Annotated in this window: 25 protein-coding genes; 16 read left to right on the top strand and 9 right to left on the bottom strand. The window is 64.9% G+C overall.

The features are described from left to right. Positions 1-150: 150 nt before the first annotated feature. Positions 151-2,982 carry a DNA polymerase I gene (polA, locus tag AC1DUN_RS05240; RefSeq protein ID WP_477713013.1) on the top strand — a complete coding sequence of 944 codons (2,832 nt, stop codon included), beginning with the start codon at positions 151-153 and terminating at the stop codon, positions 2,980-2,982. A 132-nt stretch (positions 2,983-3,114) separates the two neighbouring features. Further along, complete coding sequence (locus AC1DUN_RS05245) at positions 3,115-4,026, top strand: M28 family peptidase (protein WP_477713014.1); 912 nt, start codon at positions 3,115-3,117, stop codon at positions 4,024-4,026. On the opposite strand, the gene AC1DUN_RS05250 is transcribed toward AC1DUN_RS05245, so the two are convergent. The 4 genes from AC1DUN_RS05250 to AC1DUN_RS05265 all read right to left on the bottom strand — a co-directional run bounded on the left by AC1DUN_RS05250 (position 3,989) and on the right by AC1DUN_RS05265 (position 6,518). Continuing rightward, positions 3,989-4,855 (bottom strand): fatty acid desaturase, encoded by an 867-nt coding sequence (locus AC1DUN_RS05250; RefSeq protein ID WP_477713015.1) that lies wholly within the window; start codon positions 4,853-4,855, stop codon positions 3,989-3,991. The genes AC1DUN_RS05245 and AC1DUN_RS05250 overlap by 38 nt on opposite strands. 46 nt (positions 4,856-4,901) lie before the next feature. Further along, positions 4,902-5,321 carry a hypothetical protein gene (locus tag AC1DUN_RS05255; protein WP_477713016.1) on the bottom strand — a complete coding sequence of 140 codons (420 nt, stop codon included), beginning with the start codon at positions 5,319-5,321 and terminating at the stop codon, positions 4,902-4,904. Positions 5,322-5,357: 36 nt separating this feature from the next. Beyond that, positions 5,358-5,879: a thiol-disulfide oxidoreductase DCC family protein gene (locus AC1DUN_RS05260; protein ID WP_477713017.1), complete on the bottom strand. Its 522-nt coding sequence runs from the start codon at positions 5,877-5,879 to the stop codon at positions 5,358-5,360. A 66-nt stretch (positions 5,880-5,945) separates the two neighbouring features. Continuing rightward, positions 5,946-6,518, bottom strand: a complete 573-nt coding sequence (locus AC1DUN_RS05265; protein WP_477660696.1) for a GbsR/MarR family transcriptional regulator — start codon at positions 6,516-6,518, stop codon at positions 5,946-5,948. A 97-nt stretch (positions 6,519-6,615) separates the two neighbouring features. Between AC1DUN_RS05265 and AC1DUN_RS05270 the strand changes: the two genes are divergently transcribed. The 8 genes from AC1DUN_RS05270 (at position 6,616) to AC1DUN_RS05305 (ending at position 13,267) form a co-directional block, all read left to right on the top strand. Then, positions 6,616-7,521, top strand: a complete 906-nt coding sequence (locus AC1DUN_RS05270; protein ID WP_477660697.1) for a helix-turn-helix transcriptional regulator — start codon at positions 6,616-6,618, stop codon at positions 7,519-7,521. Positions 7,522-7,676: 155 nt separating this feature from the next. Continuing rightward, positions 7,677-8,477 carry a fumarylacetoacetate hydrolase family protein gene (locus AC1DUN_RS05275; RefSeq protein ID WP_477713018.1) on the top strand — a complete coding sequence of 267 codons (801 nt, stop codon included), beginning with the start codon at positions 7,677-7,679 and terminating at the stop codon, positions 8,475-8,477. 137 nt (positions 8,478-8,614) lie between these two features. Further along, the gene (locus tag AC1DUN_RS05280; protein ID WP_477713019.1) at positions 8,615-9,526 is read left to right on the top strand and encodes a dienelactone hydrolase family protein; all 912 of its coding nucleotides are present in this window, start codon (positions 8,615-8,617) and stop codon (positions 9,524-9,526) included. A 384-nt stretch (positions 9,527-9,910) separates the two neighbouring features. Then, positions 9,911-10,759 carry a ZIP family metal transporter gene (locus AC1DUN_RS05285; RefSeq protein WP_477713020.1) on the top strand — a complete coding sequence of 283 codons (849 nt, stop codon included), beginning with the start codon at positions 9,911-9,913 and terminating at the stop codon, positions 10,757-10,759. A 139-nt stretch (positions 10,760-10,898) separates the two neighbouring features. Further along, positions 10,899-11,123: a hypothetical protein gene (locus tag AC1DUN_RS05290; RefSeq protein ID WP_477713021.1), complete on the top strand. Its 225-nt coding sequence runs from the start codon at positions 10,899-10,901 to the stop codon at positions 11,121-11,123. A gap of 240 nt (positions 11,124-11,363) precedes the next feature. Beyond that, the gene (locus AC1DUN_RS05295; RefSeq protein WP_477713022.1) at positions 11,364-11,585 is read left to right on the top strand and encodes a hypothetical protein; all 222 of its coding nucleotides are present in this window, start codon (positions 11,364-11,366) and stop codon (positions 11,583-11,585) included. Positions 11,586-11,658: 73 nt separating this feature from the next. Further along, positions 11,659-12,909: an FAD-dependent oxidoreductase gene (locus AC1DUN_RS05300; protein WP_477713023.1), complete on the top strand. Its 1,251-nt coding sequence runs from the start codon at positions 11,659-11,661 to the stop codon at positions 12,907-12,909. Positions 12,910-13,087: 178 nt separating this feature from the next. Then, on the top strand, positions 13,088-13,267 hold the full coding sequence (locus AC1DUN_RS05305; protein WP_007865760.1) for a hypothetical protein: 180 nt from the start codon (positions 13,088-13,090) through the stop codon (positions 13,265-13,267). A gap of 72 nt (positions 13,268-13,339) precedes the next feature. On the opposite strand, the gene AC1DUN_RS05310 is transcribed toward AC1DUN_RS05305, so the two are convergent. From AC1DUN_RS05310 to AC1DUN_RS05325, 4 genes are all read right to left on the bottom strand, one after another. Beyond that, entirely contained in the window at positions 13,340-13,813 is a 474-nt protein-coding gene (locus AC1DUN_RS05310; RefSeq protein WP_477713138.1) for a hypothetical protein, read from the bottom strand. Then, a complete protein-coding gene (locus AC1DUN_RS05315) occupies positions 13,777-14,676 on the bottom strand; it encodes a sulfurtransferase (RefSeq protein WP_477713024.1) in 900 nt (299 codons plus the stop codon). Before AC1DUN_RS05315 ends, AC1DUN_RS05310 begins: the two co-directional genes overlap by 37 nt. Positions 14,677-14,686: 10 nt before the next feature. Further along, on the bottom strand, positions 14,687-15,631 hold the full coding sequence (locus AC1DUN_RS05320) for a DMT family transporter (protein ID WP_477713025.1): 945 nt from the start codon (positions 15,629-15,631) through the stop codon (positions 14,687-14,689). 99 nt (positions 15,632-15,730) lie between these two features. After that, entirely contained in the window at positions 15,731-16,849 is a 1,119-nt protein-coding gene (locus AC1DUN_RS05325; RefSeq protein WP_477713026.1) for an aromatic ring-hydroxylating oxygenase subunit alpha, read from the bottom strand. 281 nt (positions 16,850-17,130) lie between these two features. Here AC1DUN_RS05325 and AC1DUN_RS05330 point away from each other — a divergent pair, with 281 nt between their 5' ends. The 6 genes from AC1DUN_RS05330 to AC1DUN_RS05355 all read left to right on the top strand — a co-directional run bounded on the left by AC1DUN_RS05330 (position 17,131) and on the right by AC1DUN_RS05355 (position 24,416). Then, complete coding sequence (locus tag AC1DUN_RS05330; RefSeq protein WP_477713027.1) at positions 17,131-17,388, top strand: exodeoxyribonuclease VII small subunit; 258 nt, start codon at positions 17,131-17,133, stop codon at positions 17,386-17,388. 56 nt (positions 17,389-17,444) lie between these two features. Beyond that, complete coding sequence (locus AC1DUN_RS05335) at positions 17,445-18,365, top strand: polyprenyl synthetase family protein (RefSeq protein ID WP_477713028.1); 921 nt, start codon at positions 17,445-17,447, stop codon at positions 18,363-18,365. A gap of 106 nt (positions 18,366-18,471) precedes the next feature. Beyond that, positions 18,472-20,382, top strand: coding sequence for a 1-deoxy-D-xylulose-5-phosphate synthase (gene dxs / locus AC1DUN_RS05340; RefSeq protein ID WP_477713029.1), 1,911 nt, complete (start codon positions 18,472-18,474; stop codon positions 20,380-20,382). A 285-nt stretch (positions 20,383-20,667) separates the two neighbouring features. After that, on the top strand, positions 20,668-21,747 hold the full coding sequence (locus AC1DUN_RS05345) for a TRAP transporter substrate-binding protein (RefSeq protein WP_074575600.1): 1,080 nt from the start codon (positions 20,668-20,670) through the stop codon (positions 21,745-21,747). Between the two features lie 277 nt (positions 21,748-22,024). Then, positions 22,025-23,104, top strand: a complete 1,080-nt coding sequence (locus tag AC1DUN_RS05350) for a TRAP transporter substrate-binding protein (RefSeq protein ID WP_477713030.1) — start codon at positions 22,025-22,027, stop codon at positions 23,102-23,104. Between the two features lie 232 nt (positions 23,105-23,336). Continuing rightward, on the top strand, positions 23,337-24,416 hold the full coding sequence (locus tag AC1DUN_RS05355; protein WP_477713031.1) for a TRAP transporter substrate-binding protein: 1,080 nt from the start codon (positions 23,337-23,339) through the stop codon (positions 24,414-24,416). 80 nt (positions 24,417-24,496) lie between these two features. Here the strand turns inward: AC1DUN_RS05355 and AC1DUN_RS05360 are convergent, their stop codons facing one another. Beyond that, the gene (locus AC1DUN_RS05360; protein ID WP_477713032.1) at positions 24,497-24,994 is read right to left on the bottom strand and encodes a hypothetical protein; all 498 of its coding nucleotides are present in this window, start codon (positions 24,992-24,994) and stop codon (positions 24,497-24,499) included. Positions 24,995-25,076 lie beyond the last annotated feature (82 nt).

Below are 25,076 nucleotides of genomic sequence, written 5' to 3' on the forward strand. Positions count from 1 at the left end.
TTGTAGGCCTGCGGCGGCTGGGCGACAAAGCCCCGCCCTGTCGTAATAAAGAGGCTGCCCATGTAGGCAAAAACCGCTTGCCGGGGCCGGTCCGGGGTGCTTGTGGCGTGCCCGGCGGGGCCGGGCCGATATCCCCGACAATCAGGCCCCATGAGTACCGACAAAAAAACGCTGCTGCTGGTGGACGGCTCCAGCTACCTGTATCGCGCCTTCCATGCCATGCCCGACCTGCGCGCCAATCCGGGCGATCCGGCCAGCCCGGCCACGGGCGCCATACGCGGCATGGTCAACATGATGCAGAAGCTGCGCAAGGATGTGCGCGCCGACTTCGCCGCCTGCGTGTTCGACGCCAAGGGGCCGACCTTTCGCGACGCGCTCTACCCCGACTACAAAGCCCAGCGCTCGCCCATGCCCGACGACCTGCGCAGCCAGGTCGAGCCCATCCACGAGGTGGTGCGGCTGCTGGGCTGGAAGGTGCTGGACGTTCCCGGCGTGGAGGCCGACGACGTGATAGGTACACTGGCCTGCCTGGCGTCCAGCCAGGGCATTGAGGTGATTATTTCCAGCGGCGACAAGGACTTGAGCCAACTGGTCGACGAAAACATCACCGTCATCGACACCATGAACGACAGGCGCCGGGACGTGGCCGGGGTCGAGGCCGAGTTCGGCGTGCCGCCGCGGCTGATGATCGATTACCAGGCCCTGGTCGGCGATGCGGTCGATAACGTGCCGGGCGTGCCCAAGGTCGGCCCGAAGACTGCTGTCAAGTGGCTGCTCGAATACGGCTCGCTGGACGCATTGGTGGCGCGCGCCGGCGAGATCAAGGGCGTGGTCGGCGAAAACCTGCGCCAGTCGCTGGACTGGCTGCCCAAGGGCCGGGCACTGCTGACCATCAAGAAAGACTGCGAGCTTGACGACTACATCGCCGGCCTGCCGGCCCTGGATGCGATTGCCATGGGCGGGCAGCAGACCGAAGCCTTGAAAGCCTTCTACGAAAAATACGGCTTCAAGGGCCTGGTCAAGCAGATCGAGATCGAAAGCATGCCCGCTGAATTGCCCGCCGGGCCCGAAGGCCGGCACAAACCCGCGCCGGCGGGTGGTTCGGGCGGCCGCTCGGATTCGCCGGGCCTGTTTGACGAAGCGCCCCTGACCGACACACCGCCGGCCCAGCGCACCAGCAACCTCAATTACGACACGGTGCTCACCTGGGAGGCCTTCGACCGCTGGCTGGTCAAAATTGAGGCGGCCGAACTCGTCGCGCTGGACACCGAAACCACCTCGCTCGATGAAATGCTGGCGGAAATCGTCGGCCTGAGTTTTAGCGTCACGCCCGGCGAGGCGGCCTACATCCCGCTCACGCACGACTACCCCGACGCGCCCGCGCAGCTGCCGCGCGACGAGGTGCTGGCCCGCCTCAAACCCTGGCTGGAAAACCCGGCCAGGCCCAAGCTGGGCCAGCATGTCAAATACGACCGCCATGTGTTCGCCAATCACGGCATCGAGGTGCAGGGCTATGCGCACGACACCATGCTGCAAAGCTATGTGCTGGAAGTGCACAAGCCGCACGGCCTGGCCAGCCTGGCCGAGCGCCACGTGGGCCGCAGTGGCATCAATTACGAAGACCTGTGCGGCAAGGGCGCGCACCAGATCAAGTTCAACCAGGTCGATATCGCCAAGGCCGCTGAATATTCGTGCGAAGACTCCGACCAGACCCTGGACGTGCACCGCGTGCTGTGGCCGCAGCTGCAGGCTAACGAGAAGCTGCGTTTCATCTACGAACTGGAAATGCAGAGCAGCGAAACGCTGTATCGCATAGAGCGCAACGGCGTGATGATCGATGCCCCCACCCTGGCCGCGCAAAGCCACGAACTGGGCCAGCGCATCATCCAGCTCGAAACCGAGGCCTACGAGATCGCCGGCCAGCCCTTTAACCTGGGCAGCCCCAAGCAGCTCGGCGAAATCTTCTTCGACAAGCTCGGCATGCCGGTCATCAAGAAGACTCCCAGCGGCGCACGCAGCACTGACGAGGAGGTGCTCGAAAAACTCGCCGAGGACTACCCGCTGCCCGCCAAGCTGCTGGAGCACCGCTCGCTGAGCAAGCTCAAGGGCACTTACACCGACAAGCTCGCGCAGCTGGCTTTGCCGCGCACCGGCCGCGTGCACACCCACTATGCGCAAGCCGTCGCCGTCACGGGGCGGCTGTCGAGCAACGACCCCAACCTTCAGAACATCCCGATACGTACCGTGGAAGGCCGGCGCGTGCGCGAGGCCTTCATCGCGCCACCCGGCAGCGTGATCGCGAGCGCCGACTATTCGCAGATCGAGCTGCGCATCATGGCCCACATCAGCGGCGACGAAGCGCTGCTCAGCGCCTTCACCAACGGCCTGGACGTGCACCGCGCCACGGCCGCCGAGGTCTTCGGCGTGGCGCTGGAGCAGGTCAGCAGCGAGCAGCGCCGTTATGCCAAGGTCATCAACTTCGGCCTGATCTACGGCATGAGCAGCTTCGGCCTGGCGCGCAACCTGGGCATAGAGACCAAGGCCGCGGCGGCTTATATCGACAAATACTTCCAGCGCTATCCCGGCGTCAAGAACTACATGGATGAGACTGTGGTGTTCGCCCAGAAAAACCACTTCGTGGAGACCGTCTTCGGCCGGCGCCTCTACCTGTCGGAAATCAACGGCGGCAACGGCCCGCGCAAAAAGGCCGCGGAACGCCAGGCCATCAACGCGCCCATGCAGGGCACGGCGGCCGACCTGATCAAGCTCAGCATGAACAAGGTGCAGCAGGTGCTCGACGAAGAGAAACGCGCCACCAAAATGATCATGCAGGTGCATGACGAATTGGTGTTCGAGGTGCCCGAGGCCGAAGTCGAATGGGTGCGCACCGAGATACCGCGCCTGATGGCCGGTGTGGCGGATTTGAAGGTGCCGCTGCTGGCTGAGATCGGTGTGGGGCCCAACTGGGACAAGGCGCATTAAGCCGCCGCCAGTCGCTGTGCCGTGGGCCCGCATGTGAGAGGAAGCCGCAAAATCCTCATTGCCGGTGTCATCCTGCCCTTGCTGATGGCGGGTGCGGCGGGATACGCCTGGTACCGGCTGACCCAACCCTTTGTGTCAGCCGGAGAAACGGCGGCTCCGGCAGCGCAAACCGCCTCCGCCACCAGGCTGGAACAGCTGGTCCGCAAGCTCTCCACCGATTTTTCGAATCGCACTTTTGACAACGGCGCCCGCCTGGAAGGCGCCGCCGCTTACCTGGAGTCGCAGCTTGCCGGCCTGGGCCTCAAGGTCGAGAGCCAGCGTTTCACCGCCGAGGGCCGGCGCTACCGCAACCTGGTCGTGAAACTGGGCCCTGATACACCCGACGTGATGGTGGTAGGCGCTCACTATGACGTGGCCGGCGAGCAGCCCGGCGCGGACGATAACGCCAGCGGTGTGGCGGGCCTGCTGGAACTGGCGCGGCTGCTCAAGGCCCAGTCTTTTCGCCAGCGTGTGGAACTGGTGTTCTATACCAATGAAGAGCCGCCCTTTTTCCGCACACCTTACATGGGCAGCGCTATTCACGCACGGTCTCTCGCCGAGTCCGGCAAGCGCGCCTCGCTCATGCTGTCGCTGGAGTGCATAGGTTATTTCAGTGACGAACCCGGAAGCCAGGAGCATCCCGTGCGGCTGCTCAATGCGATCTACCCGACCACCGGTAATTTCATTTCACTGGTGGGCTTTTACCAGGACGGTGACGTTGCGCGCCAGGTGAAGGCGGCCATGAAGTCGGCCTCCGACCTGCCGGTGTACTCCATCAATGCGCCGGGTTTTGTGGTGGGTGTCGATTTTTCGGATCATCTCAATTACTGGCATGAGGGCTATGTGGGAATGATGGTCACCGACACGGCTTTTTACCGGAACAAGGCTTACCACACGCCGCAGGACACCGCGGACAGGCTGGACTACCGGCGCATGGCAAAAGTGGTCGAAGGCGTGCGTGCGGTGGTCATGCAGCATGCCGGGACCGCCGTAGCGGCGCGCTAGTTTTCTCCGGCCCCAGCACCCGCACCGACGTCCACTCCGGCGCGGCCGCATCCAGCCGGCTCGCCAGCACGGGCAAATGGTTGGCCGGCACGGCGGGATAGAGGTGGTGCTCGACGTGGTAGAGCAGGTTCACGGTCAGGCGGTTGACCCAGGCACGCCGTTCGGTGCGCGCGAAAACGCCTTTCGCGTCGCAGCCATGGTGCACGCTCCACACCGCGAAAAATCCGACCAGGGCGTTGGAGCCCATCATCGCCACCACGTGGTAGCGCAGCCAGGCCTGCTCGGCCGCGATGGCGGCCAGCCAGGTCGCGGCGATCAATGACAGCTCCGCCCACACCCAGCGCCGCGTGCGCGGGCTGCCATCGCGCAGCGCCTGCGCGTGGGTGCGCAGGCTGAACAGCGGCCCCAGCAGCAGAGCACGCCAGCCGGCTTGCCGTGCCCAGCCGCCTTCCTCGTCGCCTTCGCCCAGCGGGTTGCGGTGGTGCGCCAGGTGGGTGTGGCGTATGGCGTGGGTGGAGCACAGCATGCCCAGGGTCAGCATCAGCAGCACGGCATCCAGCCAGCGGCGCGGCACGCCTATGCTGGCGTGGTAGCTGTCATGGGCCTGGCGCAGCGCGGTCAGGAAAAAAGCTGCCGACAGCGGCATCGCCAGCCAGTACAGGTCTTGCTGCGCGGCCCACAGCGAGCCGGCCAGCCAGGGCGCGGAAAGTCCCAGGTTCAGCGCGACCTGGCGGGGGCGCAAGGCCACGAGGTCGTCCCAGCGGACTTGCGTGGGCCTGGGCCTGCCGCTGGCTGCAGCGGCGCGGCTTGTGTCGATATCCAAAGACATGGCTTGGCCTCCTCGTGCGATCCGGTATTGCGGTGCGCGCTCGCCTTCAGGGCGTGCCGCCAGCTGCGGCAGGCGGTGTGGCGGGCGCGGCGGCGTGGGCGCCCTGCACATGGGCGGCCAGCTCCTTCGCCGCTATCCATTGGCGCACCTGCGTCCAGACATTGCGCGAGATGATGGCCACGGTGGCGAACACGCCCGCCATCACCAGCCACAGCGAACGCCGCATCGCGTCGATGGCGCTGTTGCGGTCGCTGAATTCGCCGAAGCTCAGCGTCAGCAGCAGGGTGCCCGACACGGCCAGCAGGTAGGCGCAGCGTATCCAGAACTCCGCGCCGCCGTCCGCGTCGCACAGCATGCGCAGCACCTTGTAGAGGATGGGCTGGAGGTAGCTGATCGCCACAATGGGGCCGATCACGGCGACCAGCAGCGAGACAAAAAACAGGGTGGCATCGAGGTGCGCTTCCATGATGGGTGTTTCCTTTCTGGGTTTGAAGAACTTTGTTTAACGCGAGCAACTGGCGGAATCGCAACGGGCGGCGGCCGAGCGTTCGGCCGCGCGCCGCACGGCGCCTTCAAACATCAGCCGCACCATCCCGCGCGGAATCCGGTGGCGGTTGCGCGCCAGCACCGGGTAGCTCCATTCCGCGAACGGGCGCAGCAGCGGCAAACGCATGGCGGCGCTGACCCAGCCCAGGCCGACCGCCTCATAGGCCAGGCGGAACACCTCCACGCCCTTGAGCACGCGGCCGTCGGCCCTGCGCGCATGGATCAGTTCCAGCAGGTCCTGCATCGTCGTGCCCGCGGGCGGCCCGGAAAAATCCGGCGCCGAGACGTCGGCAAAGCGCAGATGGCCTTCGGTGTTGCGCAGCATCAGGTTGCTCATTTCGGCATTGCAAAGCGGGCAGGCCGATTCGTAGTACAGGGTCAGCGGGTAGATGGCCGGGTCCATGGCGGCTTTGAAGCTGTCGTAGCGGGTGTTGCCCGGGCTGCTGATCGTTTGTTCTGTTGAATGGATTGCAGTCATTTTTCTCTCCTTTATAAATTTCAGTACAAACAGAAATGAATGGTCAAAAAAAAGCCGACCGGCCTTTCAGAAGGTGGGCGGCAGCAACTCCGAAGGGTCCATGGGCTTGGCATCGTTGTCGCCGCGCACGAACTTCTGCACGCTGGCACCCATGCGCAGCACTTTTTCAAGCGTGTTGGGCGACAGGCGCAGCATCTCGTCGGCCCACAGGCCCAGCGATTCCATCAGCCTCAGGGTTTCGCGCACGCGGTCCTGCGCGTCGGCGGGCTCGGCTTCGAAGCCCTGGTCTTTGACGAGTTCACGCAACATGCGCACCGTCGGGTCGTATTCGCGCTCCTTGCGCTCGCGCACCACGGTGCGGAACAGTTCCCAGACGTCCAGCGAGGTTTCGTAATAGTCGCGCCTGTCGCCCAGAACGTGGGTGGCGCGTATCAGGTTCCAGTTCAGCAGCTCCTTGAGGCTGGTGCTGACATTGGAGCGCGCCACGGCCAGGGTGTCGGCGATGTCCTCGGCATGCAGCGGGCGGCCGTGGAAGAAGAGCAGGGCGTGGATTTGCGAAACGGTGCGGTTGACGCCCCAGGCGGTGCCCATTTCTCCCCAATGGACGACAAATTTGCGGGCGACGGGGCTGAGTTCCATGGCTCCGACTATACGTTGTCTGAAATTTCTGTCAATACAGAAATTAAAGATGCGGAAAAGAAACAACAGGGTGAGCCCAAGCCCGAGAATACGGCGCATGACAGATATCAAGACCTACGGCATGTCCGAGCGGGCCGACCACCTGGACTTCGACATCCGGTCCCAGCTGGTGCGGCCGCCGCTGGTGCGCCCGCACCGGCATGAGTATTTCCAGATCCAGATCAGCCTGCAGGGCGACACCGAGCAGAACGTGGCCGGCACGGTGCGGCCTTTCCGCCGTGGCTATTTGAGTTTTATCCTGCCCTACCGCGTGCATGTGATCCCGCACCCCGAGGGTTCGCGCTACGTCATCATCAATATGTCGCAGCAGTTTTTGCGCCCCGGCCTGGACGTGGACCCGCTGGACCTGGAAGACGTGCCCTTGAGCCGCGCGCCCGAGCTGGCACCTTTTCTGTTCCAGGAATACGCTGACTTTTATTTTTCCGAGGACGAGTTTCCCGAGATCGAGGCGCTGCTGGAAAAACTCGCGTTTGAAAACGCGCACAGACGCTTCGGCTCCATCGAGATGATCCGCGGCCTGATGCTGCAGCTCATAGGCCTGGTCTGCCGGAAATATGAAGCCGACCTGCTGCGTTTTTCGGCCAGCCAGGCGCAGCAGGGCAGCCGGCGCGCCAGCCTGCAGCGCGCGGTGCGCTACATCCGCGAGCACCTGGCCGGCGAAGTCACGCTGGCCGACGCGGCGGCGGCCGCCTTTCTCTCGCCCAATTACCTGGCCCACCTTTTGAAAAAGGAAACCGGCAAGACCTTCACCGACCTGGTGACCGAGCGGCGGCTGGAATTTGCCCAGGAGCAGCTTGCGCACAGCGGCCAGCGCATCGCGAGCATCGCCCATGCCTCGGGTTTTGCCGACGAGGCCTATTTCGCGCGGCGCTTCCGGCAGCGCTTTGGTCAGACGCCCAAGGCTTACCGCGACAGCGTCCGCGCCAAAATTTCCGGCGCCTGAGTCGCCGCGCCTGCTGCGTTGCAGCAGTACTGCATTGAATCGTCCGGCAAATGCGTAATTGCGTCCGCCTGGGCAAGCCGTGTCCGCCCTAAGCTTTACGGTTGGAGAAAAATGCCGACAACAAGCTCCAGCTTTTATCAATCCAGGAGACATCCATGACACAACCAGACATGAGCAAACGCGGAATTCTGCAAACAGGCGCCCTGATGGCGACAGGCGCGGTCGTCGGCTGCGCCACGCCCGGCACGGCGGCCAACGCGCCGGCCACGCCCTTCGCGGTGGCCGGGACCTACATCCCCATCGCGGGCAGCACCGAGATGTTCCCGGTGCGCCGCATCTACTGCATAGGCCGCAACTACGCGGCCCATGCGATCGAGATGGGCTCGGACCCCAGCCGGGAGCCGCCTTTCTTTTTCCAGAAGCCGACCGACGCCATCCAGGTGGTGCCGCCCGGCAAGGTCGCCGACCATCCCTATCCCACGCTGACCAAGAACTACCACTACGAAGTCGAACTGGTGGCGGCGCTGGCCAAGGGCGGGCGCAACATCCCCATGGACAGGGCGCTGGACCTGGTCTACGGCTACGCGCTGGGCCTGGACATGACGCGGCGCGATTTGCAGCGCGGCATGGGCGACCAGAAAAAACCCTGGGAAATCGGCAAGAGCTTTGACATGTCGGCCCCCATAGGCCCCATCCACAAGGTGGCGCAGACCGGCCACTACACCAAGGGCGCGATCTGGCTCAAGGTCAACGGCCAGCTCAAGCAGAACGCCACGCTCAACCACATGATCTGGTCAGTGGCCGAGCAGATCTCCAAGCTGTCCGAGGCTTTTGAGCTCTTTCCCGGCGACCTCATTTATTCGGGCACGCCCGAAAACGTCGGCCCGGTGGTCAGGGGTGATGTCATCGAATGCCATATTGACGGCCTGCCGGAGCTCAGCGTCAAGATCGTCTGAGGCCGGGGCGCTCAAGTGAAGCGAAGGGGGCGGGGCAAGGGAAAACACCGTGCCATCGCCCCGCGGTGGCAAGAACTTCCGGGGCCGAATAGACTCCGATAGCTTGCCTTCCAACAACTACTTCTGAGGAAACCGCCATGCTTGAACACGACCAGAAAAAAGACTTCGATGCCTTGCTGCCTGGGCGGAGCACTGAAGCCGGCGCCAGCCGCCGCACCGCGCTCAAAACGGCTCTGGGTGTCGGTTATGCCGCCACCGCCATGCCCATCATGGCGCAGACCGCGATCAAGACCTCCTCGGAAGGCCTGAAGACCGGCGAGACCACTTACGAGGTGAACGGCTTCAAGGTGCCTGCATTCTTCGCGGCGCCCGCCGGCAAGACCAACCTGCCGGTGGTGCTGGTGATCCAGGAAATCTTCGGCGTTCATGAGTACATCGCCGACACCGCGCGGCGCTTCGCCAAGGCCGGCTACCTGGCCATCGCCCCCGAGCTCTACGCGCGCCAGGGCGACCCCAGCAAATACAACGAAATGGCCAAGCTGATGGCCGAAGTCGTCTCCAAGGTGCCCGACGAACAGGTCATGGCCGACCTGGACGGCGCGGTGAAGTGGGCAGGCGCCAACGGCGGAAACACCAAAAAAGTCGGCATCACCGGTTTTTGCTGGGGCGGCCGCATCACCTGGCTGTACGCCGAGCAGAGCAAGAACGTCAAGGCCGCCGTGGCCTGGTACGGCCGCCTGGTCGGCCAGCCCTCGGCGCTCACGCCCAAGCACCCGCTGGACCTCGCCGCAGGCCTGAAGGCGCCGGTGCTCGGTCTGTACGGCGGCCAGGACGGCGGCATCCCGCTGACCACCGTCAACCAGATGAAGGACGCACTGGCCGAAGCCGGCGCCAAAGGCAACAAGGCGGCAGCCGCCTCCGAATTTGTGGTCTACCCGCAGGCGCCCCACGCCTTCCATGCCGATTACCGGCCCAGCTACCGCAAGGATGCGGCTGAAGACGGCTTCAAGCGCGCACTGGCGTGGTTTAAGTCCCACGGCGTGGTGTAAAAAGCACCCCCGTCCAGGCTCACTGCGTGTAGCCTGTTCCCCCCTCGAGGGGGCGGCGCCTGCGGTCTGGCAAAGCCAGTCCCGCGGCCCCCACTGGTGAAAGACCCCTACGGGTTACGCCCACTGAATCCTTTAAACCAGCATGAGCCGTGGAGCCGGCTTTGCCGGGCCGCAGGCGGGCGGCCCCCTCGGGGGCAGCGACCCACACGAAGTGGGGGAGCGTGGGGGCTTGACACGCTTGATAAGATTAAAAGAACCCCGGCCCGCTGGCATTGAATGCCGCGCCCGGGGTTTTGTCGTCTGTGGTGTAACCTCCGGGTTGCCCCTGCAGGCATGGGCTGATCAATTTGGGCTTAGGCCCAGTCAATACGGGCATATGTAGCTATGACTTTGCTAGCAATCTTGATGGGAACCCTGGCCGCCGGCATCGGCAGCGTCTGGCTGGCGGCCTTGCTGAGCTTCGGCGTGCTGACCCGCTACACCCAGCACATGCTGAGCCTGGCCGCCGGCGCGCTGCTGGCCACGGCCTTTATGCACCTGCTGCCCGAGGCCTTTGAAAGCCAGGCCGGCGCCAAGGAGCTGTTCGCCACCTTGCTGGTGGGGCTGGTGTTCTTTTTCCTGCTCGACAAGGCCGAGCTCTGGCACCACGGCCATGAGCACCACGGCGGCGAGCACCACGGCCCCGAGGCGGCGGCGCATGCGCAGCATGACCATACCGGGCATGTGCATGCCGCGCACAGCCACCACGGCCACGGCCATGGGCATGGGCATGGTGAAGCCCGCACCGGCGGCTGGGCCGTGCTGGCCGGCGACAGCGTGCATGCCTTCGGCGACGGCATTTTGATCGCCTCGGCCTTTATGGCGGACCTGCGGCTGGGCGTGGTCGCCGCGTTGGCGGTGCTGGTGCACGAGGTGCCCCACCACATGGGCGACCTGGTGGTGCTGCGCCAGACCTCGAACAACCGGCGCGCCGCCCTCATCAAGGTGTCGCTGGCCGGCGCGGTGACGGCGCTGGGCGGCGTGGTCGGCTATGCGCTGGTCGACCAGCTCTATGACTACCTGCCGTTTTTCCTGATCATGGCCTCGAGCAGCTTTATCTATGTCGCGCTGGCCGATTTGATCCCGCAGCTGCAAAAACGCGTGACCGCCCGTGAAACCATGGCGCAGATCGCCTGGCTGGCGATTGGCATAGGCCTGGTCACGCTGATCAGTGGGATGGCGCACCACCATTGAGGTTTTTCGGCCTGGCGGCGCTGTAAGGCGGCGCTGACACGGACAAGGCGTGGCGGCCTACAAACCCCGGCTGGGCAGGGCGGGAAGATGGGGGTGAGTCTTACGTGCCCCCGTTTCCTTGTGCAAAGGCAGGCCCGCCATGAACTTCCATTCAGAACCCACCACGGTTTCCAACGCCTTCCGCCCGTCGACCGCTTTTGGCACCGGCCGGCCGCCCCACAAGGCGTCGCAGCACAAGCCGCGCATTGTTCGCCGCCCGCGTGCCGCGGCTTATATCGCGTTCTTCATCACGGTCTTCGCCAGCATGGCGGCCGCCGCGACGCTGGCGACCCACGACATTCCGCTCATGCTGCTGGGCCTGTGATGGCGGCCACAAACCCCAACGTTCCGCCGCCCGAGCCGCTGCCGCCCCTGGAGACCCCGCCGGAGCCGGGTGAGGTACAGACCACGCCCATGCCAATGACGGTGATATAGGCGAAAAAAGCGCTACCGGCAATGAAATCGGAACCGGTGTAGTGTCATAAGGCGCACAGGAAATGCGCAACGCAGGCAGGACACCCTTTCGGGTTTCCCGCAGGGTTTGACTGCTGCAAGGAGAACCGACATGCCGATAGACACCAGCCCCGAGGGCGCCGAGCTGCTGCACCAGCCGGTCGTCAAGCCATTTCCCGAAATCAGCCCCAAAGAGTCCCGTCACGCCCACCATGCCCGGCAGGCCATCGAGGATGACGGCCACAACCACGATGAGGGCGATGCCGGTGCCTCATCCGGCGCTTCCCCGGGTGCAAGCCTGAAACCGGGCCCGGCCCCTGCGCTGCCGGCTTGAGCGCCTGCTCCGCGCTTGCACCGCGCGGCAAGCTTCTATAAGGTCGGGGGACTTTTCCCCTAGGGAGACACCCATGGCCGAAGTTCTCAAGGTCCGCTGCTGCATTGCCGGCGGCGGCCCGGCCGGCATGATGCTGGGCCTGCTGCTGGCACGCGCCGGCGTGGAGGTGCTGGTGCTCGAAAAGCATGCCGATTTCCTGCGCGACTTTCGCGGCGATACGGTGCACCCGTCCACCCTGCAGGTGATCCACGAGCTGGGCCTGCTGGACAAATTCCTGGCGCGCCCGCACGAAGAGGTCAGCGAGCTGCGCGCCATCGTCGGCGACACCCAGGTGGTGCTGGCCAGCTTCAAGCGCCTGCGCATACGCTGCCAGTTCATCGCCATGATGCCGCAGTGGGAGTTCCTGGATTTCGTGCGCGACGAAGCCGAGCTTTACCCCGGTTTCCGTTTGCGGCAGAACGCCGAAGTCACGGGGTTGAGCGAAGAGGGCGGCACGGTGACGGGTGTGCATGTCACCACGCCGCAAGGCCTCCTGCAAGTGAGGGCGGATCTGGTCATAGGCGCCGACGGCCGGCGCTCGACGGTGCGCGCCGCCGCCGGGCTGGTGGTGCGCGACCTGGGCGCGCCCATCGACGTGCTGTGGATGCGGCTGCCCAAGCTGCCGGGGGATCCTTCCACCACGGGCGGGCGCATCACCACAGGCATCTTCCTGGCCATGATTGACCGCGGCAGCTACTGGCAGTGCGCCTATGTGATTCCCAAGGGCGGTATTGAGGCCGTGCGCGCGCGCGGGCTGGAGGCCTTCAGGGCCGACATGGTGAAAGTGGCGCCGCTGTTCGCGGGCCGCATGGACGCGCTGGCAAGCTGGGACGACATCAAGCTGCTGAGCGTGACGGTGGACCGGCTGGAGCGCTGGTACAGGCCCGGCCTGCTGTGCATAGGCGACGCCGCGCATGCCATGTCGCCGGTGGGCGGCGTGGGCATCAACCTGGCGGTGCAGGATGCGGTGGCGGCGGCCAATACGCTGGCGCTGCCGCTGGCCGATGCGCGCGTGGGCACGGCGGCCCTGACGCCATTCCTGGCGCAGGTCGAAAAGCGGCGCCTGCTGCCGACCCGGCTCACCCAGGCGGCGCAGGTGGCCATCCAGAACCGCGTGCTGAGCCCGGTGCTGGCGGCGCGCAGCAGCGAAGCCCCGCCCTTGGCGCTGCCCTGGCCCTTGAAGCTGATGCGCCGCTGGCCGCTGCTGCAGGCGCTGCCGGCCTATGCGGTGGGTGTGGGCGTGCGGCCCGAGCATGTACGCTCCCCGGCGCGGCCTCCCGCCTAGATTTGTAGGCTGTTTCCTACGCCATGCGCAGGCATTGCCTACAGCGGCCGTGCCGCGCGGCTTTTAGAGTGAGACCAACAGACTCTGTGCACCCCGTGCCCCCTGTGCGCCCTTGTGACAGGCGAGCCGGACTTCCGGCATAGCCGGCCGGGGCCTGAAAGCCGAAGGAGACCTTCCCATGAAAAGCAGCGACACCCTTCATGCCCACAAACCCGAACCCAGCCCTTCCAAAGGCCAGGTGGGCGACAGGCCGGACAACGGCTCCAGGAGCAGCCGCGGCGCCGGCCCCAGCTCGGGGGCGCGGCGCGACAACCCGCACAGGCGCATCCGCCTGACAGGCCACGCCCGCGCCTGCTGAAGCGCACCCCCATCGGAAAATCCCTACAGGCCCGTGGGACACAGTCTCATGGGGCATACCCGCAAGGCGCGGCTAAATTGGTGGCTGGCTGGCGCTCAGCCAACTTCCGCCGATCGACAGATTGACCTTTATCTCTACATACAAGGAAACACACATGCACGCATCCAAATTGAAACCCGCTGCCGCAACGGCCCTTGCCCTGGCTGCCCTGTTGGCACTGGGCGCCTGTGGGAAAAAAGTTGAAGACACCGGCGCGACCTCCTCGACGCCGTCCAGCTCCAGCCCCTCAACTTCCTCCACGCCTTCGACGCCTTCCACCAGCAGCGGCACCAGCCCCACGCCAACGCCGGAGGCCAGCGCTTCTGTCTCGAATTCGGGTTCAACCGCCCCCGGCACGCCGGCCAGCGGCGGCACCAAATAAAGAGAGCCGCCGCCTTCGTGCGGGCTTAAAAAAAACGCCACCAGGCAGGGCCGGTGGCGTTTTTTTGTTGGGGCGTTAACAGAGACTGCTAGCCCTGTGCCACCGGACGTTGCGGATCGCTGCACCAGTCGCTCCAGCTGCCGGCGTACAGGCCGGTCCTGCCCAGGCCGGCGATTTCCATCGCGACCAGGTTGGGCACGGCGCTGACGCCGCTGCCGCAGTGGTGCACCACGGTCGCGGGGTCGCGGCCGGCCAGCAGGGTTTCAAACTCGGCCTTGAGCTGCGCGGCCGGCTTGAATTTGCCGTCGGGCGCAATGTTCTGGCTGAAGGGCCGGTTCAGCGCGCCGGGGATATGGCCGGCCACCGGGTCCAGCGGTTCCACCTCGCCCTTGAAGCGCGGCGTGGCGCGCGCATCGATCAGGGTCTGGGCCGGCCGCCCCAGCTGCGCGGCCACGGTGTCGGCCGACACCAGCGTGGCCCTGGCCGGCGCGAGCAGGAAGCTGGCCTGGAAATGCGCGGGCTCCTCGCCGCTGTTCACCGCGCCGCCTGCCGCCTGCCAGGCCTGCAGGCCGCCGTCGAGCATGGCAACGTTTTCATGGCCGGCCCATTTGAGCATCCACCACAGGCGCCCGCAGTAGTTGGCGCCGTTGCGGTCGTAAACAACGGCCTGCATGTTGTTGGCGAAACCGACGCTGGACAGCCAGGTCGCGAACTTCTCGCGGTTAGGCAGCGGGTGGCGCCCGCCGGACGCGGGCGCGTCGGCGCCGCTGGCGGTGATGATCCCGTGGGCGCCGGGCACGCCGTGCTTGGCGCTCAGCGCGGTGTCCAGGTTGGCGTACACGGCGCCGGGGATGTGCGAGGCCAGGTACTGCTCCTGCCCCAGGCCCGGCTTCATGAGGTCGAAGCTGCAGTCGAAGATGCGCAGCGGTTTGGCCGAGGCGACCAGGGCTTGCAGCTGTTCGGCGGAAATCAGGGTGGTGTAGTTCATCTCATGCTCCTTAGTGTTCCTCTGCCGGGGCATTCGGCGCGGCGCGGGCGCGCAGCACCGTGGCGGCAATCGCGCTCACGATGATGAGCACCATGCCGGCCCAGCCGATCAGGGGAATATTGTCGCCAAACAGGATCAGGCTGTAGAGGGCCGCGAACACAATGCCCGAATACTGCAGGTTGGCCACCATCAGCGTGCCGCCGTGGTTTTCCGACATCGAGTAGGCCTTGGTCATGGCCAGCTGGCCCAGCGACGCCAGTATGCCTATGGGCGGCAGCCACAGCGCGTGTTGCCAGTTCCAGGGCGTCGCGCCCATGACCGCCATGCCCAGCGCGCCGGCCACCGCCGTGCCCACGGCGAAGTAAAACACGGTGCGGGTTTCAGGCTCGCCCATGCGCGAGATCGCCATGACCTGCATATAGGCGAAGGCGGCGCCCAGACCGGACATCAGGCCCACCAGGCCGGCAAAGGTCTGGTTCTGGTCTATAGCCGGGCGCAGCAGCATGACCACGCCGGCAAAGCTCGCGAGAATGGCCATCACCAGCGGCCCCTGGCTGGTGAATAAGGCGCCCAGGCCTGCCGCGCCGCCCTCCGGCGCGGTGCCGGCTTTCGGCGGCGTCCAGGCCATCAGCGCGCCGCCGACCAGGAAGGCCGCGATCCACACGCTGCTCATGTAGTTGAGCGTCATGGCGGTGGCCAGCGGCAAATGCGCGATGGCGTAGAACCAGGCCGACAGCGACATCACGCCGATCACGCTGCGCCAGGCGTGCATGGCCGGGTAGCGGGTGGCCAGCGTGATGCCGCGCGCACGCGCATAGGCGGCCATGAAGAGAATGCCCAGGACGCCGCGGTAGAACACCAGTTCGGCGCTGTTGAAGTGCTCCGACGCGTACTTGACGCAGACCCCCATGGTCGCAAACATGAACGAGGAAAAAATCATCCAGACGGCTTGCATGGTGTGCGGCGGGTTTAAGGGCGGGGAAGGGTGGAATGAAAAATGGCTGCGGCCCCGAAAAAAAGCGGGACTGCAGCCATCATATGCAAGGGCGCGACGTCAGATCATCTGTGTGGTTTTGCTGGCGCCCATCTCGCGGCGGTACCACTCGTGAAAGTGCTGCATGCCGTCTTCCATGGGGCTTTGGTAAGGGCCGAATTCGTTGTCGCCGCGCAGCAGCAGGGCCTTGCGGCCGGCGTCCATGCGCAGGGCGATTTCGTCGTCCTCCACGCAGGTTTCCATGTAGGCGGCCTGCTGCGCCTCGATAAATTCGCGCTCGAAGGCGCAGATTTCCTCGGGGTAGAAGAACTCCACCACGTTGAGCGTCTTGTCCGGCCCCTGCGGATGCAGCGTGCTGACCACCAGCACGTGGGGGTACCACTCGACCATCACGTGCGGGTAGTAGGTGAGCCAGATCGCGCCGTATTTGGGCGGCACGCCCTTGCGGTACTGCAGCACCACGTCGTGCCATTTCTTGTAGGTGTCGGTGCCCGGCTTGCCGAGCTTGTCCGACACGCCCACCGTCTGCACCGAATAGTCGGCCTCGAGCTGCCAGCGCAGGTCGTCGGTGGTGACGAAGCCGCCCAGGCCGGGGTGGAAGGGGCCGACGTGGTAGTCCTCGAGGTAGACCTCGATGAAGGTCTTCCAGTTGTAGTTGCACTCGTGCAGGTGGACCTTGTCGAGCTGGTAGCCCGAAAAATCGAGGTCGGTATGGGTGGCCAGCTGCGCCATCTCGGCCGCGACGTCGCGGCCGTTGTCCTCGAACACCAGGCCGTTCCAGGTCGTGGTCTTGTAGCGGTTCAGGTTCAGGCAGGGATCGATCTCGAAGTGCGGCGCGCCTATGAGCTCGCCCGAGGTGTTGTAGGTCCAGCGGTGCAGCGGGCAGACGATGTTGCTGCCGGTGTTGCCGCGGCCCTGCAGCATGGTCGACTGCCGGTGCCGGCAGACGTTGGAGATCAGCTCTATGCCCGAAGCATTGCGCACCAGCGCCCGGCCTTCACCCTCATGCGGCAGGGCGTAGTAGTCGCCCAGGTTGGGCACCGCCAGTTCATGGCCCAGGTAGCGCGGCCCGTGCGTGAACAGCTTTTGCTGCTCCCGCTGGTACAGGCCCGCATCAAAGTAGCTGGAAATCGGGAGCTGGCTGGTGGCCTGAAGGAGGCGAAGGCTGAGATCAGACATGCAAATTTCGGGTGAACATGCCGCCGCGCGAGGCTTTGGAGGCAGTTGACAAACCAGGGAAGCAGGCTGAGCGTCAGCCCACGGGTGAAAACAAGGCCGGGTTTCCCGCAACGGGGTCACCGTTGTTATCGAGAACTGTTATCAATTGTACCCGCGCGGGGTGAATCCGGGGGCTTTGCGCGCCGCCGCCGGATAATACGAATATTGCATTTGCAGCCCCGGGTGCCGGGCGCCGCAATTCCTTCGCAACGGCCTAAAATCAGGCCTACCTCCAAAGAACCATGGCCAAAAGCGCTTCATCCCCCACCTCTTCCACGCCTGCCGCCGAGGCGCTGCCCGCCAGCTATGAGGCGGCCCTGCAGGAACTCGAGGAGCTGGTGGACAGCCTGGAGTCCGGCCAGCTGCCGCTGGACCAGCTGCTGACAGGCTACCAGCGCGGCGCGCAGCTGCTGAAGTTCTGCCGCGACAAGCTCGAAGCCGTGGAAACCCAGATCAAGGTGCTCGAAGGCACGGAACTCAAGCCCTGGGTGCAGGAGTAAAGCGGCGCGAAAGCCGCGACCCCGCAACCCTATCCAGACACAAACAGAGATACCGATTGAACGCCCCTGACAAACTGCCCCTGTTCACGCTGAGCGACTGGAGCGCAAGACAGCTTGCCACCGTCGAGAGCGCCTTGTCCCGCTGGGTGGCCTGCCCCACCGATGCGCCCGCGCCCGCCGGCCTGGGCGACGCCATGCGTTATGCCGTGCTCGACGGCGGCAAGCGCCTGCGTCCGCTGCTGGTCATGGCGGCCTGTGAGGCCGTGGGCGGCAACGGCCAAGCCGCCTTGCGCGCCGCCTGCGCAGTCGAGCTGATCCACGCCTATTCGCTGGTGCACGACGACATGCCCTGCATGGACAACGACGTGCTGCGCCGCGGCAAGCCCACGGTGCACGTCAAGTTCGGCCAGGCCCAGGCGCTGCTGGCCGGCGACGCGCTGCAGGCCCTGGCCTTTGAGTTCCTGACACCCGAAGATGGTTCGGTCGACGCTGCCACGCAGGCGCGGCTGTGCCGCATGCTGGCCCAGGCGGCCGGTTTCCAGGGCATGGCCGGCGGCCAGGCGATTGACCTGGCCAGCGTGGGCATGCCCTTGAATTCGCAGCAGCTGCACGAGATGCACCGCCTGAAAACCGGCGCGCTGCTGGAGGCCAGCGTCATGATGGGCGCGGCCTGCGGCACTGTGGCGCCCGCGGCCTGGCAGGCCTTGCGCGACTACGGCGCGGCCGTCGGCCTGGCCTTCCAGGTGGTCGACGACATCCTCGACGTCACCGCCGACTCCGCCACGCTGGGCAAGACCGCCGGCAAGGATGCCGCCCAGGACAAGCCCACCTTTGTTTCGCTGATGGGGCTGGAGGCTTCCAGGGCCTATGCGCAGCAGCTGCTGGCCAGGGCCCTGGCCGGGCTGGACGCCAGCGGGCTGGCCCGCACCGAGGCCTTGCGCGCGCTGGCCGACATGCTGGTCAACCGCCACCACTAGGACACAAGACACAGGCCCCGAACGGCACAGTGCCGACCAACCAGGAAAACAGGAAGTCAGGAAATCAGGGAAGAGGAACCGGCCTCGCCATAACAACGACACCACGATGTACCCATTGCTCGAAACCATCCACAGCCCCGCCGACCTGCGCAAGCTGCCGCGCAACGGCCTGAAACCCCTGGCCGACGAGCTGCGCGCCTTCGTGCTCGACAGCGTCTCCCAGACCGGCGGGCACCTGAGTTCCAACCTCGGCACCGTGGAACTCACGGTGGCCTTGCACTACGTCTTCAACACCCCCGAAGACCGCCTGGTCTGGGACGTGGGCCACCAGACCTATCCGCACAAAATCCTCACGGGCCGGCGCGAGCGCATGGGCAGCCTGCGCCAGTTCGGCGGGCTGTCGGGCTTTCCGCGCCGCGACGAAAGCGAGTACGACACCTTCGGCACCGCCCATTCGTCGACCTCGATCTCCGCCGCGCTGGGCATGGCGCTGGCCGCCCAGCAAAAGGGCGAAGACCGCCATGCCGTGGCCATCATCGGCGACGGCGCCATGAGCGCCGGCATGGCTTTCGAGGCCTTGAACAACGCGGGCGTGCACGACCACTGCAAGCTGCTGGTGGTGCTCAATGACAACGACATGAGCATCAGCCCGCCCGTGGGCGCGCTCAACCGCTACCTGGCCCAGCTCATGAGCGGACGCTTTTACGCGTCGGCCAAACATGTGGGCAAGCAGGTGCTGCGCGTGGCGCCGCCGCTGCTCGAGCTGGCCAAGCGCCTGGAGTCGCATGCCAAGGGCATGGTCGTGCCGGCCACACTGTTTGAAAACTTCGGCTTCAACTACATAGGCCCCATAGACGGCCACGACCTCGAGTCGCTGGTGCCCACGCTGGAAAACATCAAGCACCTGATGGACAACAACGGCGGCCCGCAGTTCCTGCACGTGGTCACCAAAAAAGGCCAGGGCTACAAGCTGGCAGAAGCCGACCCCATCGCCTACCACGGCCCCGGCAAGTTCGACCCGGCCATGGGCCTGCAAAAATCCAGCGCGCCGGCCAAGCAGACCTTCACCCAGGTCTTCGGCCAGTGGCTGTGCGACATGGCCGAGCACGACGCCCGCCTGGTCGGTATCACGCCGGCCATGCGCGAAGGCTCCGGCATGGTCGAGTTCCACAAACGCTTTCCGGCCCGCTACCACGACGTCGGCATCGCCGAGCAGCATGCGGTGACCTTTGCCGCCGGCATGGCCTGCGAAGGGCTCAAGCCCGTGGTCGCGATCTATTCGACCTTTTTGCAGCGCGGCTACGACCAGCTGATCCACGACGTGGCCTTGCAGAACCTGCCCGTGGTGTTCGCGCTGGACCGCGCCGGCCTGGTCGGCGCCGACGGCGCCACGCATGCGGGCGCCTACGACATTCCCTACCTGCGCTGCATCCCCAACATGAGCGTGGCCTGCCCCGCCGACGAACGCGAATGCCGCAAGCTGCTGTCCTCCGCCTTCGAGCAAAACCACCCGGTGGCCGTGCGCTATCCGCGCGGTGCCGGCGCCGGCGTGGAGCCCGAAGCCGGGCTGGAGGCACTGCCCTTCGGCAAGGGCGAAATCCGCCGCGAAGGCGCGGGCGTCGCCATCCTGGCTTTCGGCACGCTGCTGTACCCGGCCCTGCAGGCCGCTGAAAAACTGGGCGCCACCGTCGTCAACATGCGCTGGGCCAAGCCGCTGGACACCGAACTGCTGCTCAAGGTCGCGGCCGGCCATGAAGCCCTGGTCACAGTGGAAGAGGGCGCCATCATGGGCGGCGCCGGCAGCGCCGTCAGCGAAGCCCTGCAAGCCGCGGGCATCAACAAGCCGGTGCTGCACCTGGGCCTCAAGGACGAGTTCATCGAACACGGCGACCACGCCAAACTGCTGGCCATGCAGGGCCTCGATGCCGCAGGCATTGAAGTGTCCGTCACGGCGCGCTTCGGTGCGCTGCTCGAATCCGGAAAATCCACCAAACCGGTGCTCAAGTCCGTCGCTTGAGCTACTGAGTTCGCCACGCCCTGAAAGCTGTTAAACCAAGCAGGGGCCGCGGAACCGGCTTTGCCGGGCCGCAGGCGCAGCGGCCCCCTCGGGGGGCAGGGAGTTACACGAAGTGAACGACCGTGGGGGCTCACATAGACAGCTTGCTGTCAGCTCTTCAAGGGTAAACCCGCCCGGGTGACACCCCCCTGATTTTTAGAATTCCCCAGGACCTGCGCAGGCAGTCTGGCCGGCTCATGCGCGGGCCCCAGGGAATTCTATTTTTCACACTTCGGAGTCAAGTTGATGGATCGTCGTTCACTCATCAAGCACGCGGGCGTTGCCGGCGTGCTGGCCGCGGGCGTCGCGCCCGCCGTTCATGCGCAGGCCGCCGTTCGCTGGCGCCTGGCCTCCAGCTTCCCCAAGTCGCTGGACACGATTTACGGCGGCGCGGAGACCTTCGCCAAACACGTCAAGGCGATCTCGGGCGGCAAGTTCGAAATCTCGGTCCATGCGGCCGGCGAACTGATGCCCGCCTTCGGCGTGGTCGACGGCGTGCAGCAGGGCTCCATCGAAGCGGCCCACACGGCACCCTACTACTTCTTCGGCAAGGACGAGACCTTCGCCATAGGTGGGGCGATTCCCTTCGGCCTGAACAGCCGCCAGATGAGCGCCTGGACCTTCGAGGGCAACGGCCTGAAGCTGATGCGCGAGTTCTACGCCAAATACAACATCATCAGCTTCCCCTGCGGCAATACCGGCGCGCAGATGGGCGGCTGGTTCCGCAAGGAAATCAAGTCGCTGGCCGACATGAAGGGCCTGAAATTCCGCGTCGGCGGTTTTGCCGGCAAGGTCATAGAGCGCCTGGGCGGCGTGCCGCAAAACATTCCCGGCGGCGAGATCTACCAAGCGCTGGAAAAAGGCACCATAGACGCGGCCGAATGGATAGGTCCCTATGACGACCAGAAACTGGGCTTCAACAAGGTGGCGCCCAACTACTACTACCCCGGCTGGTGGGAAGGCGGCCTGCAGCTGGACCTTTACATCAACCAGAAGGCCTACGACGCGCTCACGCCCGAGTACAAGGCCATCGTCGAAGTCGCCAGCGCGGCGGCCCACGTCGACATGCAGGCCAAATACGACGCCAAGAACCCCACGGCCCTCAAGCAACTGGTGGGCGCCGGCGCCAAGCTGCGTCCCTTCCCCGCGGACGTCATGAGCGCAGCCTTCAAGGAGTCCATGAAGCTCTACGAAGAGCTGTCGGCCAGGAACGAAAGCTGGCGCAAGGTCTACGCCGATTATTCGAAATTCCGCGGCGACCAGAACCTCTGGTTCCGTTTCACCGAAGCCACTTTCGACCGCTTCATGCAAAGCCAGAAACTGTAAGCAGGCCTCACCGGGCTGTTTGCCCGCACGCCAGCCCCGAGCACGCCTGCCCCGCGCAGGCCCGTGCCGGAGAAAGCCGCCCATGGGGCGGTTTTTTTTTGGCATTTTTTTGACGAAATCTGTGGTGATCTACGGGTAAGAACGGGGTAACTTTCTGAAAAAGAGTGACAAAGTGTCCATGCTCCGCCGGCGCGTCCGGGACGCTGCAACTATTGCAGTACCCGGCCGTGCTGCGGACCCCCTACGGACAACTTCAATAACTTCAGGAGAGAGTTTTATGGATCGTCGCTCACTCATCAAAAATGCCGGCATCGCCGGTGTGCTGGCTGCCGGCGTAGCGCCAGCGGTTCATGCCCAGGCCGCCGTGCGATGGCGGCTGGCATCGAGCTTCCCGAAATCGCTGGACACCATCTTCGGCGCGGCCGAGGTGTTCGCCAAGGCCGTCAAGAACATGTCCGGCGGCAAGTTCGAAATCTCGGTCCATGCGGCCGGCGAACTGATGCCCGCCTTCGGCGTGGTCGACGGCGTGCAGCAGGGCTCCATCGAGGCGGCCCACACCGCGCCCTATTATTTCTTCGGCAAGGACGAATGCTTCGCGCTGGGCTGCGCCATCCCCTTCGGCCTGAACAGCCGGCAGATGAGCGCCTGGATGTACGAAGGCAACGGCCTGAAGCTGATGCGCGAGTTCTACACCAAGTACAACATCGTCAATTTCCCGGGCGGCAACACCGGCGCCCAGATGGGCGGCTGGTACCGCAAGGAAATCAAGTCCGTCAAGGACATCAAGGGCCTGAAGATGCGCATTGGCGGCTTCGCCGGCAAGGTGCTCGAGCGCATTGGCGGCGTGCCGCAGAACATCCCCGGCGGCGAGATCTACCAGGCGCTGGAAAAAGGCACCATCGATGCCGCCGAATGGGTGGGCCCGTATGACGACCAGAAGCTGGGCTTCAACAAGGTCGCGCCGTTTTACTACTACCCCGGCTGGTGGGAGGGCGGCCCCGAGCTGGACTTCTTCATCAACAACAAGGCCTTCGAGGCGCTCTCGCCCGAATACAAGGCCATCGTGGAGGCCGCCGCGGCCCAGGCCCACGGCGAGATGCAGGCCAAATACGATGCCAAGAACCCGGCCGCCCTCAAGCAGCTGGTGGGCGCGGGCACCAAGCTGCGGCCTTTCCCCACCGACGTGATGAACGCCGCCTTCAAGGAAGCCATGGCCCTGTATGAGGAACTCAGCGCCAAGAACGAGAGCTGGAAAAAAATCTACGCCGACTACTCCAAGTTCCGCGCCGACCAGAACCTGTGGTTCCGCTTCACCGAAGCCACCTTCGACCGCTTCATGCAAGCCCAGAAGCTTTGATTCCCGCGGGGCCTTTGCGCCCCGTCAGGAATTTGCAAGCCGCCTCCCAGAGGCGGCTTTTTTTATTCTTGAAACAGGTGGATAAAAACGGAGTGATCTCGAAGTAAAAGCTGACAAAATCCCAGCTGGCCTTCGCTTGGGGACGCTGCCTTTACCGGCCGTACCGGCTCGAGAGGTCCGGCGGGCGCCATTCAGGCCCCGCACGTTTGACAAACTTTCAGGAGATAGTATTTTGGATCGTCGCTCCCTTATCAAAAACGCCGGCATTGCCGGCGTTCTCGCTGCCGGCATCGCCCCCGCGGTTCACGCGCAGGCCACCATACGCTGGCGCCTGGCTTCCAGCTTCCCCAAGCCGCTGGACACGATTTACGGCGCCGCCGAAGTGTTCGCCAAGAAGGTCGGCGAGATGACCGGCGGCAAGTTCCAGATCAGCGTGCACGCGGGCGGTGAACTGATGCCCGCTTTCGGCGTGGTCGACGGCGTGGGCCAGGGTTCCGTGGAAATGTGCCACACCGTGCCTTACTACTACTTCGGCAAGAACGAGGCCTTCGCCATTGGCGCGGCCATTCCCTTCGGCATGAACTCGCGCCAGATGTCGGCCTGGATGTACGAGGGCAACGGCCGCAAGCTCATGAACGAGTTCTACGCCAAGTACAACCTCGTAAGCTTCCCCGGCGGCAACACCGGCACCCAGATGGGCGGCTGGTTCCGCAAGGAAATCAAGACCGTGGCCGACCTGAAGGGCCTGAAGTTCCGCATCGGCGGCTTTGCCGGCAAGGTGGTGGAGCGCCTCGGCGTGGTGCCGCAAAACCTGCCCGGCGGCGAAATCTACCAGGCGCTAGAAAAGGGCACGCTGGACGCAGCCGAGTGGGTGGGCCCTTACGACGACCAGAAGCTGGGCTTTAACAAGGTCGCGCCGTTTTATTACTACCCCGGCTGGTGGGAAGGCGGTCCTGAAGTGGACTTCTTCATCAACAACAAGGCCCTCGAAGCCCTGCCCGCGGAGTACAAGGCGATTGTCGAAAGCGCCGCCTCGCACGCGCACATCGACATGCAGGCCAAGTACGACGCCCGCAACCCGACCGCACTGAAGCAGCTGGTGGGTGCCAAGACCAAGATCCTGCCCTTCCCCAAGCCCGTGCTCGACGCTTCGTTCAAGGCCGCCATGGACCTGTACGGCGAGCTGGCCGAGAAGAACCCCGACTGGAAGAAGATCTACAGCGACTACCGCGCTTTCCAGAAGGACCAGATCCTGTGGTTCCGCTTCGCCGAGTCGCGCTTTGATACCTATATGCAAGGCGTAACGCTGTAAGCGCTGCCCATGCATAAAAAAACCGCGACATGTCGCGGTTTTTTTTCGCCTGCTTTTTTTCAGGGCAGCGGTTGCCGTCTCTAACGTTGGCTGCGAAAAGTCTTGAGTTCGCTGACAAGGCGTTCGAATTCCGCCACCATCTCGGGCGAGGCCGCATAAAACACCGCGAACTTGCCCATCAGCGTGCGCACATAGAGGCGCGGCGCGATCAGCCATTCGAGCCCGCGCACGCGGATCAGCTTGCCGTAGGCCAGCTCGCGCAGCTCCATGTGTTTGTCCCAGACCCAGCTCTGGTGCAGGCCCTGCTCGTCGATGCGGGTGACGCTGCGCAGGATGTGCCACCAGGTGTAGCCCACCAGCAGCAGGCCCGCGATAAACCAGCCGCCGGCGGCCGATGCGCCCGAGGCCCTGCCGGCCAGCCAGGCCTGCGCAAAGGCCGCGGCCAAGGCCAGCACGATAACGGTCGCCAGGATCTTGAAGGTCACGGAAAACGCCTTCCCGGAGATGCTTCCGCCCGTAGGCGTGAACTTGAAGGGCGGTGGGCCGAAGTAGGTATTGGATGCGGGCGTGGGGTCCATGGCGGGCTCGTGGGTGATGCGAAGGATAGGGCTGTCATGGCGAAGGCGCAATAAAAACGCCCCTCGCGAAAGGGGCGTTGCA

Source organism: Polaromonas sp. P4_F6, assembly GCF_056401275.1.

Excerpts from the sequence above, each read along its gene's own strand:
- polA (WP_477713013.1), top strand. The coding sequence starts at position 151 with ATGAGTACCGACAAAAAAACGCTGCTGCTGGTGGACGGCTCCAGCTAC.
- AC1DUN_RS05270 (WP_477660697.1), top strand. The coding sequence starts at position 6,616 with ATGACAGATATCAAGACCTACGGCATGTCCGAGCGGGCCGACCACCTG.
- AC1DUN_RS05275 (WP_477713018.1), top strand. The coding sequence starts at position 7,677 with ATGACACAACCAGACATGAGCAAACGCGGAATTCTGCAAACAGGCGCC.
- AC1DUN_RS05360 (WP_477713032.1), bottom strand. The coding sequence starts at position 24,994 with ATGGACCCCACGCCCGCATCCAATACCTACTTCGGCCCACCGCCCTTC.
- dxs (WP_477713029.1), top strand. The coding sequence starts at position 18,472 with ATGTACCCATTGCTCGAAACCATCCACAGCCCCGCCGACCTGCGCAAG.
- AC1DUN_RS05260 (WP_477713017.1), bottom strand. The coding sequence starts at position 5,879 with ATGACTGCAATCCATTCAACAGAACAAACGATCAGCAGCCCGGGCAAC.
- AC1DUN_RS05315 (WP_477713024.1), bottom strand. The coding sequence starts at position 14,676 with ATGAACTACACCACCCTGATTTCCGCCGAACAGCTGCAAGCCCTGGTC.
- AC1DUN_RS05320 (WP_477713025.1), bottom strand. The coding sequence starts at position 15,631 with ATGCAAGCCGTCTGGATGATTTTTTCCTCGTTCATGTTTGCGACCATG.
- AC1DUN_RS05300 (WP_477713023.1), top strand. The coding sequence starts at position 11,659 with ATGGCCGAAGTTCTCAAGGTCCGCTGCTGCATTGCCGGCGGCGGCCCG.
- AC1DUN_RS05290 (WP_477713021.1), top strand. The coding sequence starts at position 10,899 with ATGAACTTCCATTCAGAACCCACCACGGTTTCCAACGCCTTCCGCCCG.
- AC1DUN_RS05295 (WP_477713022.1), top strand. The coding sequence starts at position 11,364 with ATGCCGATAGACACCAGCCCCGAGGGCGCCGAGCTGCTGCACCAGCCG.
- AC1DUN_RS05285 (WP_477713020.1), top strand. The coding sequence starts at position 9,911 with ATGACTTTGCTAGCAATCTTGATGGGAACCCTGGCCGCCGGCATCGGC.
- AC1DUN_RS05280 (WP_477713019.1), top strand. The coding sequence starts at position 8,615 with ATGCTTGAACACGACCAGAAAAAAGACTTCGATGCCTTGCTGCCTGGG.
- AC1DUN_RS05345 (WP_074575600.1), top strand. The coding sequence starts at position 20,668 with ATGGATCGTCGTTCACTCATCAAGCACGCGGGCGTTGCCGGCGTGCTG.
- AC1DUN_RS05250 (WP_477713015.1), bottom strand. The coding sequence starts at position 4,855 with ATGTCTTTGGATATCGACACAAGCCGCGCCGCTGCAGCCAGCGGCAGG.
- AC1DUN_RS05350 (WP_477713030.1), top strand. The coding sequence starts at position 22,025 with ATGGATCGTCGCTCACTCATCAAAAATGCCGGCATCGCCGGTGTGCTG.
- AC1DUN_RS05325 (WP_477713026.1), bottom strand. The coding sequence starts at position 16,849 with ATGTCTGATCTCAGCCTTCGCCTCCTTCAGGCCACCAGCCAGCTCCCG.
- AC1DUN_RS05265 (WP_477660696.1), bottom strand. The coding sequence starts at position 6,518 with ATGGAACTCAGCCCCGTCGCCCGCAAATTTGTCGTCCATTGGGGAGAA.
- AC1DUN_RS05330 (WP_477713027.1), top strand. The coding sequence starts at position 17,131 with ATGGCCAAAAGCGCTTCATCCCCCACCTCTTCCACGCCTGCCGCCGAG.
- AC1DUN_RS05255 (WP_477713016.1), bottom strand. The coding sequence starts at position 5,321 with ATGGAAGCGCACCTCGATGCCACCCTGTTTTTTGTCTCGCTGCTGGTC.
- AC1DUN_RS05305 (WP_007865760.1), top strand. The coding sequence starts at position 13,088 with ATGAAAAGCAGCGACACCCTTCATGCCCACAAACCCGAACCCAGCCCT.